The organism is Accumulibacter sp. (assembly GCF_029255125.1).
In the GTDB taxonomy this organism is placed as follows: Bacteria; Pseudomonadota; Gammaproteobacteria; order Burkholderiales; family Rhodocyclaceae; genus Accumulibacter.
Window position 1 is genome coordinate 31,377 of sequence record NZ_JAPUVR010000090.1, and the last position, 18,420, is coordinate 49,796.

15 protein-coding genes are annotated in these 18,420 nt (G+C 61.0%); 5 read left to right on the forward strand and 10 right to left on the reverse strand.

Features of this window, described 5'->3' with window-relative positions:
* Window positions 1-58: 58 nt before the first annotated feature.
* Window positions 59-1,450, reverse strand: coding sequence for a chromosomal replication initiator protein DnaA (gene dnaA, locus Q1L59_RS07485; RefSeq protein ID WP_300330280.1), 1,392 nt, complete (start codon window positions 1,448-1,450; stop codon window positions 59-61).
* 305 nt (window positions 1,451-1,755) lie between these two features.
* Between dnaA and rpmH the strand changes: the two genes are divergently transcribed.
* The 5 genes from rpmH to mnmE are packed head-to-tail and all read left to right on the forward strand — an operon-like array spanning window position 1,756 to window position 5,567.
* Entirely contained in the window at window positions 1,756-1,890 is a 135-nt protein-coding gene (rpmH, locus tag Q1L59_RS07490) for a 50S ribosomal protein L34 (protein ID WP_081444259.1), read from the forward strand.
* Entirely contained in the window at window positions 1,887-2,294 is a 408-nt protein-coding gene (gene rnpA / locus Q1L59_RS07495) for a ribonuclease P protein component (protein WP_300330284.1), read from the forward strand. Before rpmH ends, rnpA begins: the two co-directional genes overlap by 4 nt.
* Window positions 2,291-2,500 carry a membrane protein insertion efficiency factor YidD gene (gene yidD, locus Q1L59_RS07500; RefSeq protein ID WP_300330287.1) on the forward strand — a complete coding sequence of 70 codons (210 nt, stop codon included), beginning with the start codon at window positions 2,291-2,293 and terminating at the stop codon, window positions 2,498-2,500. Before rnpA ends, yidD begins: the two co-directional genes overlap by 4 nt.
* A gap of 27 nt (window positions 2,501-2,527) precedes the next feature.
* On the forward strand, window positions 2,528-4,216 hold the full coding sequence (gene yidC, locus Q1L59_RS07505) for a membrane protein insertase YidC (RefSeq protein WP_300330290.1): 1,689 nt from the start codon (window positions 2,528-2,530) through the stop codon (window positions 4,214-4,216).
* A complete protein-coding gene (gene mnmE / locus Q1L59_RS07510) occupies window positions 4,182-5,567 on the forward strand; it encodes a tRNA uridine-5-carboxymethylaminomethyl(34) synthesis GTPase MnmE (RefSeq protein ID WP_300330293.1) in 1,386 nt (461 codons plus the stop codon). Before yidC ends, mnmE begins: the two co-directional genes overlap by 35 nt.
* Before the next feature lie 702 nt (window positions 5,568-6,269).
* Here the strand turns inward: mnmE and Q1L59_RS07515 are convergent.
* From Q1L59_RS07515 to rfbG, 9 genes are all read right to left on the reverse strand, one after another.
* Window positions 6,270-7,289, reverse strand: coding sequence for a glycosyltransferase (locus Q1L59_RS07515; RefSeq protein WP_300330296.1), 1,020 nt, complete (start codon window positions 7,287-7,289; stop codon window positions 6,270-6,272).
* Entirely contained in the window at window positions 7,290-9,791 is a 2,502-nt protein-coding gene (locus tag Q1L59_RS07520; protein ID WP_300330299.1) for a glycosyltransferase, read from the reverse strand.
* 177 nt (window positions 9,792-9,968) lie between these two features.
* Window positions 9,969-11,429, reverse strand: a complete 1,461-nt coding sequence (locus Q1L59_RS07525) for a hypothetical protein (protein WP_300330301.1) — start codon at window positions 11,427-11,429, stop codon at window positions 9,969-9,971.
* A gap of 3 nt (window positions 11,430-11,432) precedes the next feature.
* Entirely contained in the window at window positions 11,433-12,161 is a 729-nt protein-coding gene (locus Q1L59_RS07530) for a methyltransferase domain-containing protein (protein ID WP_300330304.1), read from the reverse strand.
* Window positions 12,158-13,390 carry an ABC transporter ATP-binding protein gene (locus tag Q1L59_RS07535; RefSeq protein ID WP_300330307.1) on the reverse strand — a complete coding sequence of 411 codons (1,233 nt, stop codon included), beginning with the start codon at window positions 13,388-13,390 and terminating at the stop codon, window positions 12,158-12,160. Before Q1L59_RS07535 ends, Q1L59_RS07530 begins: the two co-directional genes overlap by 4 nt.
* Window positions 13,390-14,355: an ABC transporter permease gene (locus Q1L59_RS07540; protein WP_300330310.1), complete on the reverse strand. Its 966-nt coding sequence runs from the start codon at window positions 14,353-14,355 to the stop codon at window positions 13,390-13,392. Before Q1L59_RS07540 ends, Q1L59_RS07535 begins: the two co-directional genes overlap by 1 nt.
* Entirely contained in the window at window positions 14,307-15,368 is a 1,062-nt protein-coding gene (locus tag Q1L59_RS07545) for an NAD(P)-dependent oxidoreductase (protein ID WP_300330312.1), read from the reverse strand. Before Q1L59_RS07545 ends, Q1L59_RS07540 begins: the two co-directional genes overlap by 49 nt.
* 68 nt (window positions 15,369-15,436) lie before the next feature.
* Window positions 15,437-16,750 carry a lipopolysaccharide biosynthesis protein RfbH gene (gene rfbH / locus Q1L59_RS07550; protein WP_300330315.1) on the reverse strand — a complete coding sequence of 438 codons (1,314 nt, stop codon included), beginning with the start codon at window positions 16,748-16,750 and terminating at the stop codon, window positions 15,437-15,439.
* Window positions 16,747-17,859 carry a CDP-glucose 4,6-dehydratase gene (gene rfbG, locus Q1L59_RS07555; protein ID WP_300330318.1) on the reverse strand — a complete coding sequence of 371 codons (1,113 nt, stop codon included), beginning with the start codon at window positions 17,857-17,859 and terminating at the stop codon, window positions 16,747-16,749. The genes rfbH and rfbG overlap by 4 nt, the downstream gene beginning before the upstream one ends.
* Between the last annotated feature and the right edge of the window lie 561 nt (window positions 17,860-18,420).

Sequence of the window (18,420 nt, forward strand, 5' to 3'; positions counted from 1 at the left end):
TTTTCAGCACTTTTTCCACAACGCGTCCGCCGCCTATCCACCGGTTTCTACAGCGCCATCAGGCCTTGAGGACCTGGAGCAGGACGTGCACATCGTGATTAAGCTCGTTGTCGCGGCTGCGCAGCTCGTCGATCGTACGCACCGCATGCAGCACCGTCGTGTGGTCACGCCCGCCAAAGGCGCTGCCGATCGCCGGGTAGCTCAACGAAGTCAGTTGCTTGGCCAACCACATGGCAATCTGGCGTGGGCGAACGATCTGGCGCGTGCGCTTTTTCGAGAAGAGATCGCTGACCTTGATCTTGAAATAATCCGCTACCGTCTTCTGGATGTTCTCGACGGTGATCTGACGATTGACCGAACCGATCACGTCCTTCAGCGCTTCCTTGGCCAGTTCGAGTCCGATCGTCTGCCCATGGAAAGCCGAATAGGCGAGGACCTTCTTCAACGCCCCCTCGAGTTCGCGGACGTTCGAACGTAGATGCTTGGCGATGAAGAAGGCGACCTCCTCGTCCAGCGTGACGTTCTCGATCTGCGCCTTGTTCTTCAAGATGGCGACCCGCATCTCAGTTTCCGGCGGTTCGATCTGTACCGTCAGACCCCAGTCGAAGCGCGTGATCAGGCGGTCCTCAAGCCCGGAGATGTTTTTCGGATAGGTGTCGCAGGTGATCACGATCTGCTTGCGAGACTCGATCAACGAGTTGAAAACGAAGAAAAACTCTTCCTGCGTCCGGTTCTTTCCGTTGAAGAACTGAACATCGTCGAGGAGCAGTACGTCAAGCGAACGATAGTAGCGCTTGAAAACGTCGAAGGACTTTTGCTGGTAGGCGCGGACGACATCCGAGTAGTAGTCTTCGGCATGCACGTAGCGAACGACCTTCTCCGGATAGGCGCCGACGATCTGGTTGCCGATCGCGTGCACCAGGTGCGTCTTGCCGAGTCCGGCGCCACCGTAAATGAACAAGGGGTTGTAGGTCGCTTCGCCCGGGCTGATGGCAACTTGCCGGGAAGCGGCGCGCGCCAGATCGTTCGCCTTGCCGACGACCAGATTGTCGAAGGTGAACGAGGAAATCAGCCGGGTCTTTTCGTAGCTGCTCCTCTCCTTGTCGACCGGAGACGTGGCCTTGGCGCGTGTTTCGCCGTTGCTCGGCCCAGCTTTGGCGACCGCCGCGTTCTCGCTGGTGGCCGTTGGCGTCGGCAGCGGCGTGCGCTCGCCTAGCGTCAGGCAAACGCTGACCGGGGTGGAGAAGTACTCGCCGCTCATCTCCTCGATGCGTGCCAAGTAGCGTTCCTTGACCCATTTGAGGATGAAACCGTTCGGTGCAAGCAGGCGGATCTGTTGCTCGCCGCCATCCACGCCATCGACGCGTAAGGGCTTTATCCACGTGTTGAACTGCTGAGGCGGAAGTTCCTCTTCGAGCCGGCTCAGGCAGGACGCCCAGAAGCTATTCATCGCGCGTCATCGCGGCCAGGCAGGGCGTGTGCTTGCAGCAGCAACCGGTCACAAGTCATCGTCTTTTCAACTGGTTAATTGCAGCGGTCATGTCGGCTTGGGGCGAGCGGCAGGCAGCGAGCCTGCCCGCGGGCAGGCCGTGTGCGCCGGGCAGGCCGGCCGGCCTCCGCGTGGCGCAAGAGGCGCATTCTAACCTGTTGGCCGGAAGTTATCCACAGCAAGAAGAAAAATATAGCCTTGACAAAACATGCTCCAGAGCAGTCTAATCACGCGTTTTTTCCCGCTTTGACCGAGAAGGTTCAAACATGAAACGCACTTACCAGCCGTCGGTTGTCCGACGCAAGCGCACGCACGGTTTTCTAGTCCGTATGTCTACCCGTGGCGGCCGCGCCGTGATCAGGGCGCGCCGCGCCAAAGGTCGCCATCGCCTGGCCGTTTGAACGGCCAGCCGACCGAAGCGAGCGGGGTTGGCGCCTGCTCAGCCGCGTTTCCCAAGCACTATCGCTTACTGAAGACGGATGAGTACTCATCCGTTTTTGGTTTCAGGAGGGCGCTGAAGAGCCGCCATTTCCTGCTACATTACCGTCCGCGCAGTGCATTGGAAACGGGCGGAGCGCGCCTGGGTCTGGTCGTGGCCAAACGCTTCTTGCGCCGCTCGGTCGATCGCAATCTGGTACGCCGCCTCGCCCGGGAGAGCTTCCGGTTGCTTCGTGTTCGGCTGGCGGCCTGCGATTTCGTTCTGCGCCTGGCCGCCAAACCGGCGCGCCTCGAACGGCGGGAGCTGGCACAGGAGATCAGGGGCTTGTTGGTCAGGATGGCTTCGACGCGACAAATGGGGCTGTGAAAACTCTACTCCTGGTGCTGATACGCTTCTACCGTTACGCGATAAGCCCGTGTCTCGGGCCGCGTTGTCGCTTTGCGCCAAGTTGTTCTGAGTACGCAGCGGAGGCGGTCGAGAAGTACGGTGCCGGCAAGGGAGCATACCTGGCTGCTTGTCGGCTGCTTCGCTGTCATCCGTGGAACCCCGGGGGTTTCGACCCTGTACCCTGAAAAATCAATCGACTGACCTAGGCTTGCATGGATAATCGACGTTTGCTCCTGCTGCTCATCTTCACCTTTTCGCTGGTCATGCTCTGGGATGCCTGGCTGAAGTTCAATCAAGCGAAAAGCCCGGCAACCCCGCCGGCCAGCGTTTCGGCACCAGCGCCGCAGCCGAGTGGTAGTCTGCACGCGCCGCAGGCCGTCACACCGGTGGCGCCGCAAGGAACTACGCTGCCGGCGACCCAGCGTGGAGAAATAGTCACCGTACGCACCGATCTCTTCGTTGTCGATGTGGCAACGCAAGGTGGCGACATCGTCCGCCTCGAACTCAAGGACTACAAGGACAGCATCAACAAGGAGAAGACACTCTCGCTCTTCGGTGCGCAGCACCTGTATGTCGCGCAAAGCGGCCTGATCGGCGAAGGTCTGCCGAATCACAAGACGGCATTTACCGTCGCGCCAGGCACCCGCGAGTTGGCGACCGGCGCGCAGACGCTCGAACTCCGGCTGGAGGCAGTAGGCAGCAACGGCCTCAAGGTGGCAAAAATCTATACCTTTACGCGCGGCAGCTACCTGATTGGCGTTACGCACGAGGTAGAGAATACGAGCGACAAGGAAGTCGCGGCGCACGCCTACTACCAGTTGCAGCGGGATACCAAGGCACCAGATGGCGAGAGTTCGATGGTCTCAACCTTCACCGGGCCGGCCGTCTATACCGACCAGGAGAAATTCCAGAAGGTGGCCTTTGACGACATTGTGAAAGGCAACGCCAAGTTCGCTACGCGCGCCGACAATGGCTGGATCGCGATGGTGCAGCATTACTTCGTCGCCGCCTGGATACCGGAAGTCGGTCAAGCGCGCGAGTTCTACGTGCGCAAGCTTGACGGTGGCGCCAACCTGATGATCACCGCCGGAGTGATCGTCCCCGTCCCGGTCGTCGCGCCCGGCTCGCGCCTGGCATCTACGGTCTCGCTTTATGCTGGCCCGCAGATTCAGGCGACGCTCGAACAGCTCGCCAAGCCGAAAACGGACGGCGGCATCGGCGCGCAGGGCCTGCCGCTGGTGGTCGATTACGGTTGGCTGACGATCGTGGCGGCACCGATCTTCTGGTGTCTCGAAGCCATTTACAAGATCGTCGGTAACTGGGGCTGGGCAATCGTCCTGCTGACCGTCGCCATCAAGCTGCTCTTCTTCCCGCTGTCGGCGGCGAGCTACAAGTCGATGGCCAAGATGCGCACGGTTACGCCGCGCCTGATGGCGCTCAAGGAGCGCTACGGCGAAGACCGCGCCAAGCTCAACCAGGAGATGATGGCGCTCTACAAGCGCGAGAAGATCAACCCGCTTGGCGGCTGTCTGCCGATCGCCGTCCAGATCCCGGTCTTCATCGCCCTCTACTGGGCGCTGCTCGGCGCGGTCGAGATTCGCGATGCGCCATGGATACTGTGGATCACCGACCTCTCGGCAGCCGATCCCTACTACGTTCTGCCGGTGATCATGATGGTCACCATGCTGGTGCAGACCAAGCTCAATCCGACGCCGCCCGACCCGATACAGGCCAAGGTGATGATGATGATGCCCTTCATCTTCGGCGTGATGTTCTTCTTCTTTCCGGCTGGTCTGGTCCTCTACTGGGTGGTCAACAACCTGCTGTCGATTGCCCAGCAATGGCAGATCACGCGAATGATCGAAGGTGGAACCAAGGCGGCCAACGACAGCAAAGTCTGAAGCACGCGATAGCACGAGCCAGCCGGCGACGATCGCCGCGATCGCAACGCCGGCCGGGCGTGGCGGCATTGGCATCGTCCGCATCAGCGGCAGCGAACTGAGTGCACTTGCCCTTACCTTGAGCGGCAAGCGGCCGGTTGCCCGTGTGGCGCGTGTAGCCGACTTCATGGCGGCCGAGGGCAGCGTCATCGACCGTGGCCTGCTTCTCTACTTTCCTGCTCCGCACTCGTTCACCGGCGAGGACGTGCTCGAGCTGCACGCGCATGGTGGGCCGGTTGTCCTGCACATGCTGCTCGGCCGCTGCCTCGAGTTGGGAGCGCGCATCGCCGAACCGGGCGAGTTCACCCGGCGCGCCTATCTCAACGGCAAGATCGATCTGGCGCAGGCGGAAGCCGTCATCGATCTGATTGACGCCGAAACGCAAACTGCGGCACGCAGTGCCGTGCGCTCCCTGCAGGGCGAGTTCTCGCGCGAGATTCGAGCGTTGCTCGACGAACTGATCGCTTTGCGCGTGCTCGTCGAAGCGACGCTCGATTTTCCCGACGAGGAAATCGACTTCCTTGCCGCGGCCGATGCCTTTGGCCGACTCGCGCGCATGGATGAACGTTTGCAACGGGTTTTCGCACGCGCGCAGCAAGGCCGCTTGCAGCGCAGCGGTCTGCATGTCGTCCTCGCCGGTCAGCCGAACGTCGGCAAGTCCAGTCTGCTCAACCGCCTGGCGGGCGACGAACTGGCCATCGTCACCGCTCATCCGGGTACGACGCGCGACCTGGTGCGCGGTACCTTGAGCATCGAAGGAATCCCGCTGCACGTGATCGATACCGCCGGCTTGCGTGAAACCAGCGACGAGGTCGAGAAGATCGGTATCGAACGGAGCTGGCGCGAACTCGAGCGGGCGGATGTCGTGGTTCAACTGGTCGACGCACGCCTTGGTGTCGGGGTAGAAGACCGGGCGATTGCCGATCGTCTGCCCGCCGGGCTGCTACGCATCACGGTCGAGAACAAGATCGACCTGGCGAAACGCCAACCGGAGCGGCAGGAAAGCGCCTCGGGTGTGCGGCTTGCCTTATCGGCGAAGACCGGTGAAGGCATCGAACTGCTACGCCAGGAACTCCTCCGCCTGGCCGGCTGGCAGCCGACCGAAGCCGTGTTCATTGCGCGCGAACGCCACCTGGCGGCGCTCAGGGAAACAGCCGCTCATCTCTGTGAAGCGCGCGCGTTGACCAGCCACCTCGAACTGTTTGCCGAAGAACTCCGCCTGGCGCAGTTCGCCCTGAGCGCGATTACCGGCGAGTTCACTCCGGACGAACTCCTGGGGGAGATCTTCAGCCGCTTTTGCATCGGCAAGTAAACAGGCTTTTGAATCCTTTTGTCATGGCCCGCGTCGGACAAGAAGATGTGTTTAAGCAAAGCGTTTGATGCATAAGGCGGTCTTTTTTTCGCGTGTCAATCCTGCTAATACGGTGCCCAAGAGCGTGCCCAATCCCCAAATTGTGGGCACACGCGATGGGCACATTGCGCCGTCAAGTCGAACGGTTGCGGCGTGTTCGCTTGGTTGGTCTGATGACAAACCGCCAAGCTTGCTCCCTTCTCTCGCCTGATAAACGCCGGTCAGCGTGGCTGTCTGGCAGGTGGTTCGGGCCTCCGTCGGGCGCGCTCAAACGGTGCGCACGGTCAAGGGCGGCTGCAGCCCGGCGCAGCGTACCCTTGACGGCGGCCGCAGCGCACCGACGCCGCACAACCCGCCCTATAGCAATGGACTTTCCTGCGCGGAGGCGGGGTCAGGGATATGGTACCGCGCTGCTAACTTACGAGTTGCTGATCGCTCAGCCCCTAGTCGCCATGACAAACTATGGTCACATCGCGGCGGGCCACCAGCGACTCGTGCAGTTCGTCCATCTCCGAATGCGTAGGTTCCTGACAGGCCTGGTACTGCTCGGCTGGCAAATCGCCGATCAGCCGAAGCGCAGAGTGGACCGCGCGACGGATGTCGGCGTGTCGGCCACACCCGTATCAGATACCAGACACCGCCGTCAGACGTCGGAGCCGTTGTCTACTTGCCGTAGGCTATGAACTGACCGCGCGTTCCGCTGCGCACCGCTCGCAGAATCAAGGCTAGCCGCCGTCGCGTGGTACGCACGTCAGCCGAACGAAAGAGCGCAAGATAGGCCAAACCAAGCCAGAAGCCAAGTCCATTGAGCGCGTACAGGGCGCGGCTCGTTTGTCGTGTGCGATAGAAGATGAAAGCGTTCCGCAAGTCAAGGTACACACGCTGGTCGGAGACCCCTGGCGAAAAGACCGGATGTACCCGCTCCGCGGGTACGTGCCACGATGCTTCCATGTCTTCGATTACGGCGTCGGCGCAGAGGCGTATCGACAGCCCTCGGCGAACGAGCCGACTAGAGAACTCGAAGTCGTCGTAGTAGCAGAAGTAACGTGGATCAGGCAGCTCGCCTAGAGCCAGCAGGCCGTCGCGGCGCAGGAATAGACCACCATACGCAGCCAACTCTATTCTCGCGAGCTTGAAAGGCGCGTCGAGCGGTGACCCCTTGGTAGCGCGCAGGCCAAGCTGCCTACCCAAGAGATACCTTTCGTTCGCCAGATTGAACCAGCCGTAGGTGTTGCGTCGTCCTATCGGCGCCACGCCGTAATGGAGGACAGCGCATTGCCATGGCTGCGCCGGGCGAAACGCCTGTAGCGCCAGCGATGGTCCTCCGCCAAGTAGAGCGTGGGTGGTGCACAGGCGTTCTATGCAGTCTGTGGCGGGTAGGTTGTCGTCGTCGAGAAGCAGCAGGTAGTCAACGTCAAGTCTGAGCGCTGCTTCAATTCCCGCGCGGAAGCCGCCAGCACTACCGAGGTTCTGCGCGTTGATGATCGAGATGTTGACGACGTCCGGCAACCCATCCGCCGGTTGGTTGCCGTTGTATACGACGACAATCTGGTCTACATGGCATTCGACAAGCCGACCAAGAACTCGCGCCAAGTACTCGTGCCGCTCGTCATAGGTGACGATGATCGCGCAGAGTGTGCCTCTGGCTGCGCTGCTCTGCGTCGGGTTCGGGTCGTGTCGCACCTAGGGCGTGAATCCAATCGACTGCAGTGCTGCCGCCAGCTTCCGGGTGAAAACCTCAGGCGCAAACGCTTTTTCGCAGCCCGGCCTTGGTGGCCGATCGACCGTCAAGTCGTTCTTGCCGATCATCTCTGCCAGCATTCTGGTGAGTTCGCCCTCGGACTGATAGGTTGATCCAAATCCATGTTTTTGCACCATAAAAGGCGGGTTCCCGCTATTGTGAACAATGACATAGCATGCGGCGTGGATCGCCTCAGCTACAGTCATCCCGAAATGTTCGCTCAGCTCTGGGCGCTCTTCGCTATCCACGCCAAGTCCAGCAGCGTGCACATAGACTTTCGCCTGAGCATACAAAGCAGCGATATCCCGTTTCTCTGCACCTTCGACCAAGGAAATGGGATAGCCAGCACTCGTCTCGAGGAGCTTGCCGAAATACTCCACGTCAACCCGACTTGTTTGGTCAAGCGTCCCGGCGAGCACCAGATGCCAGTTGGCCGCCGGGTTCGCCTCCAACGCGGCGATAAACGCTCGCGCAATAACGTGCTGGTTCTTCGCGTGTCCACGATTGGAGAAGCGGCCAACGTTGAGGATGAGGTTTCGTTTGGCCGACAGGTCAGCCGCCATCCCGATCTCCCGAACAACCGGTTCGATGACTGCGCCATTCGTTTCCCCCCAGAATCGCGACGACCAATCGCGCGTAAAGTCGGAATTGAAGGCGAAGAAATACGAGCTACGAAAGGCCTTGCTGCTCTTCCGGGATGGGAAGCTAACGATGAACATCGAGTACGGAGCGCGCGAAACCAGCGTCGACTGATACGTGGAGTTGATGAACAGGTCAAAATGCTGCGTGTCCGCCGAGCAGAAGTCGGGCTTGGTGAAAAGCAATACGGTCTGCAAATCTATGTTGAAAAGCATGGACAACCGAGCAACATCGATGCTGCTCTTCGACGCGAGGGTGAGCTCAATGCCCTTGTCCATGAAGTAGCGAGCGAATTCCAGCGCATGCGCCTCGCCTCCCCCACATGAGTTCCAGTAATCGTTGTAAATGCACACCCGCTTGCGCGGGACGGTTGGTACCGGGGCGTTGGCGACGAGCAGCAGCGCGTCCCGAAGCGCTTGGTCGTTGCATTCGCCCGCCAGCAGTTTGGGGTCTCGAGCGAGGGCATACAGTTGAAAAACCCTGCGGGCAAGGCGAAGCGTTTTCCTGCGCCGATCGGTACCGTGTTCGCGCAACACAGCCAAGATCAACAACGCACGTCGGAGAGCTACCGGTACTCGGTGGTACATGAAGATCAGACGGTTACGCTTGATCAAGTAGCTCCGGAAGGTGCTGTTAGTGCTGGCCGTTGCGCTGTGGGTGTGGAGAACGACCGATCGCGGCACGTAGAGAATCGGGAACCGCCGTCGCCGCAACCGAAGAGAGAGCTCGCTATCTTCGAAATAGGCAAAAAACTCTTCGCGAAAGGGGAGCTCAGCACCAAGAGCTGACCTGCGGACCAGCGCGGCACAACCGCACATGTAATCGACCACCGTCCGGCGATCGTATTGGCTCGCGTCAATCTCTCCATATCCCCGGTCGGCAGTAGCGAAGATCCGATGCGAAGTCGAACCAGCGTTGTTGATGACCCGGTACCAGTGGGCGACACTTCGCCACGAGTTGGCGATTTCCAGTCTCAGATGAGTGTCGCGTGACGTGTAGCCGGAGGCAACCGTTCTTTGCTCGCGCTGGATTCTCACTCTTGCCAGTTCACCCGCGGATCTGAACTCGAAAATCACTGGGTTCTCCTGTTGCGGCAGCACCAGCGTCAGGCTTGCGTTGATCGCGATATCCTCTTCGCTGTTGAGCTCATGCTCGTCCACAAACACCTTGCGATAGTCGAGGCTGTCCAGCAGGGTCGTCGCCGATAAGCTGGCTTGCTCCGTACAGGTGATCGTCAGTCGGCTGAAGAAGCGATTGAAGAGGACTTTGGGAACGGCAGAACCGGCGAACGGTCGACGACGTAGCTCGCTGACGAGCTCCGCCAGCCAGTCTTCGTGAGGGACGGTATCGTTGTTGAGAAAAGCGACCAGCTCGCCGACGGCTGCCAGATAGCCCACATTATTGGCTGCGGCGAAACCAAGGTTTCGCGTCAGTCGGATCAGCTTCGCCGTGGGAAAGCGCTCGCGCAGATAGTCGGGCGAGCCATCCGTGGACGCGTTGTCGACAAAGACGATTTCGAAGTTGGTGTAGCTTTGGGCGGTCAGCGCGTCGCAGAGCGCCGGGAGATGGGGCAGTCCATCGAGATTGCAGATGATTATTGAAACGCGTGGTTCATGATCAAAGGCGACAGTTCTGTCGCGGTCGAATAGTTCTCCGCCGACAATGGAAGCGAAACTCTTGTCTGGCTGCCTCCTTCTCATCTTGGCGATTTCCGAGAGCGCATGTTGTAGGGTTGCCCGCGCGCCGCGCAATTGCCAATACGCCATAACGTTGCGCAGGGTCTGGCTACGCAGTCGGAGGGTCATTCGTCGGTCTCACGTGAAAGTTGACAGTCGCTGTCGATCACCCAGGATGCCTGCCAGAACCATCAGCCGGCGCCACCAGGCGGGAAACAGGCCCACCTTGCGCGGCGCCCGCTCGCATCGACAACGCTCTGCTGGCCGGTGCGAACAGCCCCTTTCCGATCGTGCGTAGCCACCGAATCAAGGGCATGACCGCGGAGTGCGCCTGCGCGTTCGCCATTGGCTCCTTCGGTGTATCCAGCGCAGGGGCGCGGTCAGCCGCCAAGACCACGAGGCAAGGGTATTGCCTAAGGTACGTTCGACCACAGCGTGGCGTTCGCTCATTTCGTCGAGCTGCAACCGCAGCGCTGCTATGCGGTAGCACATACTGTGCGTCTTCGATTGCCAGAAACTCATCAGTCCACGCTCGGTCAGTCCGAGGCCGAGCGGCCGAAAGCGTGCACCATCGTCGATGCAATGCCGCCGTTGGCGAACGTAATCCAGGTGAAATTGATAGATCGCCAACTCGCTGGGTTCGGACAGACGCCAGCGTAGGTAGCCAGGGTCGAACACGAATTCATAGGGAACAAGATAGCCAAAAAGCAGGAAGTTCAAAGCCCGCAGGTGGTCGGCCGAGGTCCGGTTTGCTGGTGCAGCGCCAAGGTGCCCTTGTGCGGCGAATCGGAAGGGGCTGTCGCCCAGAATGATCGAATGGCGATCGAACAGCAGCGCCTCGAGCCCTACGCTCGAGTTGATCGTTGCAATGCCGGCACAGCGCCTAATGAACTCGATCGAGTTGGCAGATTGATCGACGTTTGCGCAGACCTGACCATAGTCGTGCAAGCCGCCGGGATGTTTGCGTACCAGAATGTTGTTGTCGCCGTAGGCAGAAGCGACCGCAGCGATCAGCCGTTCGTTGCTCCAACCATTGGCGTAGGCAATGATGTTGGAGTCATTCTCGACTTGTAGGGCAACACCCATTTCAAAGTCGTGGCCGCTCGCTGGCGCCGCTACCGAACGCGTTACGACCAGGAGGTCACGGAGTTCCTGCGTGCCAAGGACCGGAACGTCAGCGGAATCTGTCTCGCGCAGGAAACGCTCGTAGCGCTGCGCTGATTCGGTGTTCCCGTTGACGCCGGAGCGGTCAAAGTAAGCGGTCCAGTGGTAGCACGGGCCGCGCAAGGGACCAAGCTCGCCGTGCACAACAGGCAGGCCGTACTCGGCGGCAACCGCCGAAAGACTAGGCATGTTGCACCATGTGAGAACTGCCTCGACCTCGTACTCGCAGGTCGATTCATCAAGCACGCGGCGTAGAGCGCTCTCAAACTGCGGGCAGCGTTCGCTGAGAATCCGGCGCATCACACCGTCAGCAGTCGGCTCGAGCGCCTGCCAATCGAAAAACACATCGTCGGGCATCACGTAGCGTGTGTACAAATCAAGCTCGGCTTGTGCCGGGATCCGGAAACCATAAATCTCCTGAGACTCGGTCGAGATGTCGCGCCGCGCGGAGCGCTGGTACTCTTCGGGTGAGCGGAAGTATGCCGCTGACCCGATGAAGGCAATCTCCTGAGGTGTGAAATGCGCGATCTGTTTGTAGAGAACCCACAGGTACAGCGCCGGTTGCCCGCGTGCCGGAAATGGCAGTAGATACGACAGGAACATGCGTCAGCCCCTTCGTGTAAAGACCATGATCAGCACCTGGCCGTCGGCTCCGGGGCGAACGTGCATCGCTTCCGGAGGGAGCGGCTGCACAATACGGCCGGCTTCGAAATGGTAGAGATCTTGTGCGTAGGACATTGCGAAGGCGAAAAGACCGTCTTTCGTTGCCAAGTCAATCAGTTCCTTCTGCGCATAATGACAATGGTGAAATGGATTAGGGTTCAGTTCCAGCGACCAGCAAGCTGAATTTGGGCTCGATACGACCAGCAAGCCACCCGGTTTCAGGCTTTGCGCGAGGACCTGAAGAAAGGTTTCGCCCTGCGCGACATGTTCAATCGACTCCAGGCACACGACGAAGTCGAACGCCGCGCACGGTAAGAGGAAAGGAAAGACTTTTGCGCAATAGAAGGTCTTGGGGCCGGAAAAATGACTATTTGCCAGCGCGATCGCCTCACAGGACGCGTCTATCCCCAATACGGGGCAATTAACCCTCTGGCTGATCATGTGGGTGCCATAGCCGGTCCCGCAGAAGACATCAAGACCAAATCCATGGCAATGCATCGGGTATCTCTGGTTAACGAGGCACACTGCCAACTCATAGCGCGCAACATGGTCGAAGCGAACTTGCTCGAGCGTCGTTGCGGTCTGCCTTTCCCCGCTATGCAGGGCAAAGCGTTCGGGTTCAGGTCGGCTGGTCGGGTGCTGCCGGAGAAGCCACCGAAGAATGTCTTTCACCGCGCTTCCTTGCTGTCCATCGATGCTCGCTCTTCGATTGTCCACTGTGCTCGATACTGCTGTCCGGCGACGCCTACGCGATCGGCGCATACCTCAAGGCTGGCCACGTCCTTCTGCCAGTCATAGTGCGTCACCATATCAGCCGACAGAACGAGGGCGGAAAGCCGGTAGTCGCCAGCGTTCAGTGAGAAGGAGTCAATCAAAGCCAGAACTTGGATCTCCCTGTTCGCCATCAGATCGATGCTCATGCCGGAAAGCTGGCTATTGCACTCGGCAACGACTTCATCGGCCAGACTGACAAAAACCAAGTCGAGGCAGACATTGGTGATCGCTACCTGACTGTAGACAGCAAGCCGCACGCCGAGAGGCTGTCCCTGCCGGATTGAACGGACTTTCCGACCGCTGGCGTCGATGAACTCGACCGAGTGAATGCGTGCAGTGCCTAACCCCTGACGGCTTGGCTGAACCCGCGCATCGAATAAGCGGTGATAGCACGAGATCGCTTCAGGTGGCTGCCCGTGGAAGACAGCCCGGCCATGATCGAGCACCAGCACGCGAGTGGAAAGGCGGCTGATCGCTGCCATTGCATGCGAAACGAAGACAATTGCGCAACGCGATGCCAAATGACCGATGCAGTTGTAGCACTTGCTGCGGAATCCCGCGTCGCCCACCGCGAGAACCTCATCGATGAGCAGGACATCCGGTTCCACTTGCGCAGCAATGGCAAAACCGAGGCGAACGTACATGCCTGAGCTGTAGTGTTTGACCGGGGAATCGATAAAGGCGCCGATATCAGCGAAGTCGACGATCGCATCAAACTTCTTGCCGATCTCTTCCTTTGACATGCCGAGAATGGCGCCGTTCACGAAGATATTCTCGCGTCCGGTCAGCATCGGATGAAACCCGGCGCCAACCTCGATGAGCGCACCAACTCGGTGCGCGATCTCGACCCGCCCCTGATCGGGTGCGATAATGCCGTTGAGAAGCTTCAGGAGAGTGGATTTCCCAGCGCCGTTTGGTCCAATGATCCCAAGGCATTCGCCCCGCCCGACTTGGAAGTTGATGTCTTCAAGCGACCAGAACTCGCCTTCTCGCAGCGTTGCGCCGCGTCGGGACTGGCCCAGGAAATCTCGAGTGAGGTCGGCAACACCGTAGAGCATGTTATGCTTGAGCGACTTGCCGAACTTCTTGCCGAGCCGTTCGACGCTGATCAGCGGCTCCTCAGACATCAGATTCTTTCAACGACTCTTGTCTGAGCAACGCAAAACAGCCGCCAGCCAACCAGCAGCAGCAGTACCGAGAACGTTGCGCTTGCGAGAAAAGCGGCTAGCATGCTGGCCGTCCCGTACAAAATCAACTCGCGCGGAAAGCCGATCAAATAGTTGATTGGATTGTATGTGTTTAGCGTGGCCAGCGGCGAGCCAGCGGCCACCGGGTAAAGAATGGGCGTCAGGATGAGAAGGCCCGCCAACAAGGTGCCAAGCGCGTTGATGATGTCGCGCAGAAGACTGCCGACGATCGCCAGGATGAAGCCGACCGCAAGCGTGAAAAGGAATAAAGGTAGTGTGCAGAGGAGGGCAAGCGCAAGACTGTGGGGAGTCGATCCGAAGCTGACAAACACCGCGCCGGTCAGCAGGCCGCGGATCAGGAATTCCACCCCGCCTTGTGCTGCGGCAGAAAAGACCAGGGCCGAACGCGTGAAGTTGATCTTCGCCAGCATGCTGCTTGCATTGATCAGACAGCTTGCGCAGGCGCTCACCCCGGTTGCGAACAAGGTCCAGTAGGTCAAACCGGTCATTGCATAGACCGGATACGGAACACCGACTTCGCCAAGTGTGACGAGTCCCGAGCGATTCATTAGCAGAAAGACGCCAACCGTCGCCAAGGGCAGGATCAAGGCCCAGGCGATACCAAGAATCGACTGGCGGTAGCGGCCGCTGAAGTCGCGAATGAACAGACACCATACCAGTTCGCTGGTTCGGGCAAACCTCTCAGAAACTGAACGCAGACGGTCCAGCCGACCGCCCTCGCCAGTGACGAGTGCTCCATCCGGAGTATAGATGACCTTCCTGAGCGTCATTCCGGGCTTCCTATCGTGATTGGAGCAAGATCGACCATCGCGCAGTACGACAGGTGGGCTGACGGTCATGGGGTCACGATCCCGAACCGAGTTTTCCGCTGCCGCAAATGCCACTCCAGCGTCCGCCATATCGCTTCGTCGAGATCAGTGTATACCCGCAGCCCGCAGTGCTCACGTGCCCGATCGATGCTCGGTACGTAGCACTCAGCCGGTCCGTTCCCCGGCGTGCCGAGGATTCGCAACTCGGCCTGGCCGGTGAGCGCGGCGATGCGTGTGGCCAGTTCGGCAATCGTTACTGCTTCGTCCGAGCCCACATTGTACGCCGTACCCGGTTTTCCCTGCAGCAGAAGGGTCAACAGCCAGACGACCAGGTCGCCGGCATAAAGATAGCTGCGGATCGCCCGGCCGTCGCCGTGCACGGTGATCGGTTCACCAGCCATTGCGTCACGGATGAAGTTGCCCGCGGCGAAGCGGGCGTCGACCGGTAGATGCGGACCGAGAAAGGAGAAACAGCGCGCGACGACGATCGGCAAGTCGGCATTGGCGGCGCAGAATTGTTCGACCAGCCGCTTGCCGTTCCCGTACGCCGACGCGGCGTTCATCGGGTCGGGGGCAGTGCAACAGGTTTCCGGGATCTGCTCGAGGTGCGCGCCGGGCCGACCATATACCGCCCCCGAACTCGTCACCAGAAGGCGCGCGCCGCCTGATCGCCGAGCGACCTCGAGCACGTGCCGGATGCCCATCAGCTTCTCCACGAGCATCCGGTGCGCATCGGTTTCGCCCGCGTAGGCGCTGGTTGCCGTGGCCAGGTGGAGTATGAAGTCGGGTGGCTGATGCGGACAGGCAAAATCGCCCGCAGTCCCGGCGATCCAGTTACACGCCATTTCCTTTTCGAGGTGCTGCAGGCGTGCGCGCTGCTGGGCGGGAGTTCGGCTGACGATGCTCACCTGCAAACCAAGCTTGCACGCGGCATTTGCAGCCGCCAGGGCAGAGAGAATCCAGGTTCCGAAAAAGCCGGTTCCGCCGGTGATCAGGAGGTGTCGCCCGGCAAGTTGCTGCCACAATGGTGCGCAACGCTCGACGATCTGCGCCAGGTCGACGAGCGGCACCGTGACGGGCCGCGGCATCCCGGCGAGTCCCCGATGCGTCTGGCGGGTGCCCTCGCCAGCGTCTTCGACGCCGGCAGAGCACGGCCTCACAGCCCAACGCCCATGAAGTGGCCCAGCTTTTCGACGACGTAATCGAGCATCGTTTCGCTCAGCCCCGGCCATAGACCAAGCCAGAAGCTGTCGTTCATGACACGATCAGTCGCGCCAAGCGAACCGGCGACGCGGTAATGACGCCCGGCCATGTAGGGTTGCCGGGTCAGATTGCCGGCAAAGATCAGACGCGTGCCGATACGGTGCTCGTCGAGGTAGCGCAACAGGTCGACGCGGTCACAAGCGGCGGCCGCTTGCAAGGTGAGCGGGAAACCAAACCAGGCGGGCCGACTGCGCGGCGTGGCTTGCGGCAGGAGCAGGAAGTCCTGCAGCGGAGCGAGCCGCGCCGCCAGATAGGCGAAGTTGCGCTGGCGTGCGTCGACGAACTCGGCCAGGCGGTCGATCTGCGCCAGTCCGCAGGCGGCCTGAATGTCGGTGATCTTCAGGTTGTAGCCGAGTTGTGCGTAGATGTATTTGTGGTCGTAGCCAAATGGCAACTCGCCAAGCTGCCGGGCGAAACGCCGACCGCAAGTGTTGTCGTAGCCTGTCGGGCAGTAGCAATCGCGGCCCCAGTCGCGCAGCGATTCAAGGATGCGCTTCAGTTCGGCGCTGCGCGTGAATACGGCGCCGCCCTCGCCGGTCGTAATGTGGTGCGCGGGGTAGAAGCTGAGCGTTCCGATGTCGCCAAAGCCACCGACCGGACGGTCGTCGTAGGTCGAGCCGAGCGCGTCGCAGCAGTCTTCGATCAGCCATAGGCCGTGTTGGCGGGCAATTCGGCAGACTTCGTCGACTTCGAACGGGTTGCCCAGCGTGTGCGCCAGCATGATCGCGCGCGTGCGATCGGAAATCGCGTCTTCGATGCGCTCGACAGCGATGTTGTAGGTGGGCAGCGCAAGATCGACGAAGACCGGCACACAGCCGTTCTGCAGGATCGGGTTGACCGTCGTTGGAAAGCTCGCCGCCACCGTGATCACTTCGTCGCCGGGTCGCAGGGCGCGTTCGCCCAGGCTGGGCGAGGCCAGTGCGCTGAACGCCAGCAGGTTGGCCGAAGAACCCGAGTTGGTCGTCAGGACGTAGTCAATCCCCAGATGGTCGGCAAGCGCGCGCTCGAAAGCGCTGTTGAAGCGGCCGCCGGTGAGCCAGCCGTCGAGCACGGCGTCGACCATGTTCGACAGTTCGCTCGCGCCAATCAACTTGCCGGCGGGCGGGATCGGCGTGCTGCCCGCACGAAAGGCGTTGCCGGTGCTCATACCGGCGGCGTACGTTTCGACCAGCTCGATAATTTGTCGGCGCAGCAGGTCGGCGCTCATTGGAGACTCACTGGAGCAATCTGGATCGGGCTGGTCGACGCCAGTCCATGGCAGGCGATCTGTTGGCGCGAAACGACCGCCATGGCGTGGCCTTGCACGTAGGCGCGAGACCATTCGACGGTCATCGCCAGCGCCTCGTCGAGCGACCAGCGCGGGCGCCAGCCAAGCTGGCCAATGGCTTTCGTGGCGTCCAGGCGCAGGACGTCGGCTTCGTGCCGGGAAGGCGTCTCGTCAGTCGTCCATGCGGCTGCTCCGCCCCACAGTCGGACGAGTTCCTGCAGAACATCGGCAACGCTGTGCTTAGCCGCCTCAGCCGGACCGAAGTTCCAGGCATCGGCCAGTTTGCCTCCGCGCGCATAGAGTCCTTCGGCCAGCACGAGGTAGCCGGCGAGCGCGTCGAGGACGTGCTGCCAGGGTCGAACCGCTGCCGGATGGCGTACGGCGAGCGGCCGGTTTTCGCTGAAGGCGCGCAGTGCGTCCGGGATCAGGCGATTTGCCGACCAGTCACCGCCGCCGATCGCGTTCCCGGCGCGTGCCGTGGCGAGCGCGGTTGGCGGCTCGCCGGCGGTGCCGTCAGCAAAGTACGACGCGCGATAAGCGGCGCAGACGAGTTCGGCACAGGCCTTGCTACTGCTGTACGGATCATTCCCGCCGAGGCGATCGTCCTCGCGGCAGGGGCGAGTGGCAGCGCCGTCGGCGTAGCACTTGTCGCTGGTCACGACGAGCACGGCGCGCACGCCGGGATGACGCCGAACCGCCTCGAGCAGATTCACCGTTCCCATGACATTGGTCGAATACGTGGTCGCCGGGTCTTCGTAGGCGGGCAGGACCAGCGCCTGCGCTGCCAGGTGGAAGACGACTTCGGGGCGGTAACGGGTGAAGACGGCAGACAGCGCGTCGGCGTTCCGGATGTCGCCGAGCAGCGAAGTCATGCCGCGGCCGACGTCGGCGACGACAAAGTGGTTGGGCTGCGTCGGCGGCGCGAGTGCATAGCCGACGACTTCGGCGCCGAGCATCTGCAAGCCGAGCGACAACCAACTCCCCTTGAATCCGGTATGGCCGGTGACCAAAACACGTCGCTTGTTCCAGAACGATGGGCTGCTCGGCACGCCCGGTCTCCTTTGCCAGGTGGATGACGAAGTTGATGCTCGCTTCGGCGGCCACGCGTCTGCGTTTCAGCCTGGCGTCAAGCATAGCGCGGGCGGGCCGGGCCTGCCAAGCAAGGCACAACGCGCCGGTGCGCGTAGAACGGGCGCTTGCACGTCTTGGCTGGCGCTCGTCGCCACAGAAGCGGAACTGCCCGGCTGTGGCGCTACGCGCATTTGACTGGGCGACGCGGCGACGAAGTCGCGCCGCAGCTTCTCCGCATGACGAAAACCATCAGCGACGAAAGCCTGCGCCTTGTGCTGGCGCACCTGGCGCCGAACCAAGCCAAGCTCTGCAGCGAGGCAGAACGCGCGGTGCGCGCGGTCCAGCTTGGTCAGGAGTACGGCCTGGATGAATACAGCACGCTCTCGGAGAACACGCACCCCGTATTCTGGACATCGATACCAGCGTCAAGATGCTCTACGGCCACCAGGCAGGTGCCGAGGTCGGGTACAGCGCGTCGAAGGTGAGCTCCGGTTGATGGCTTGGAGCAGCGCACGGCGCGTGGTGGTCCTGCGCAAGTT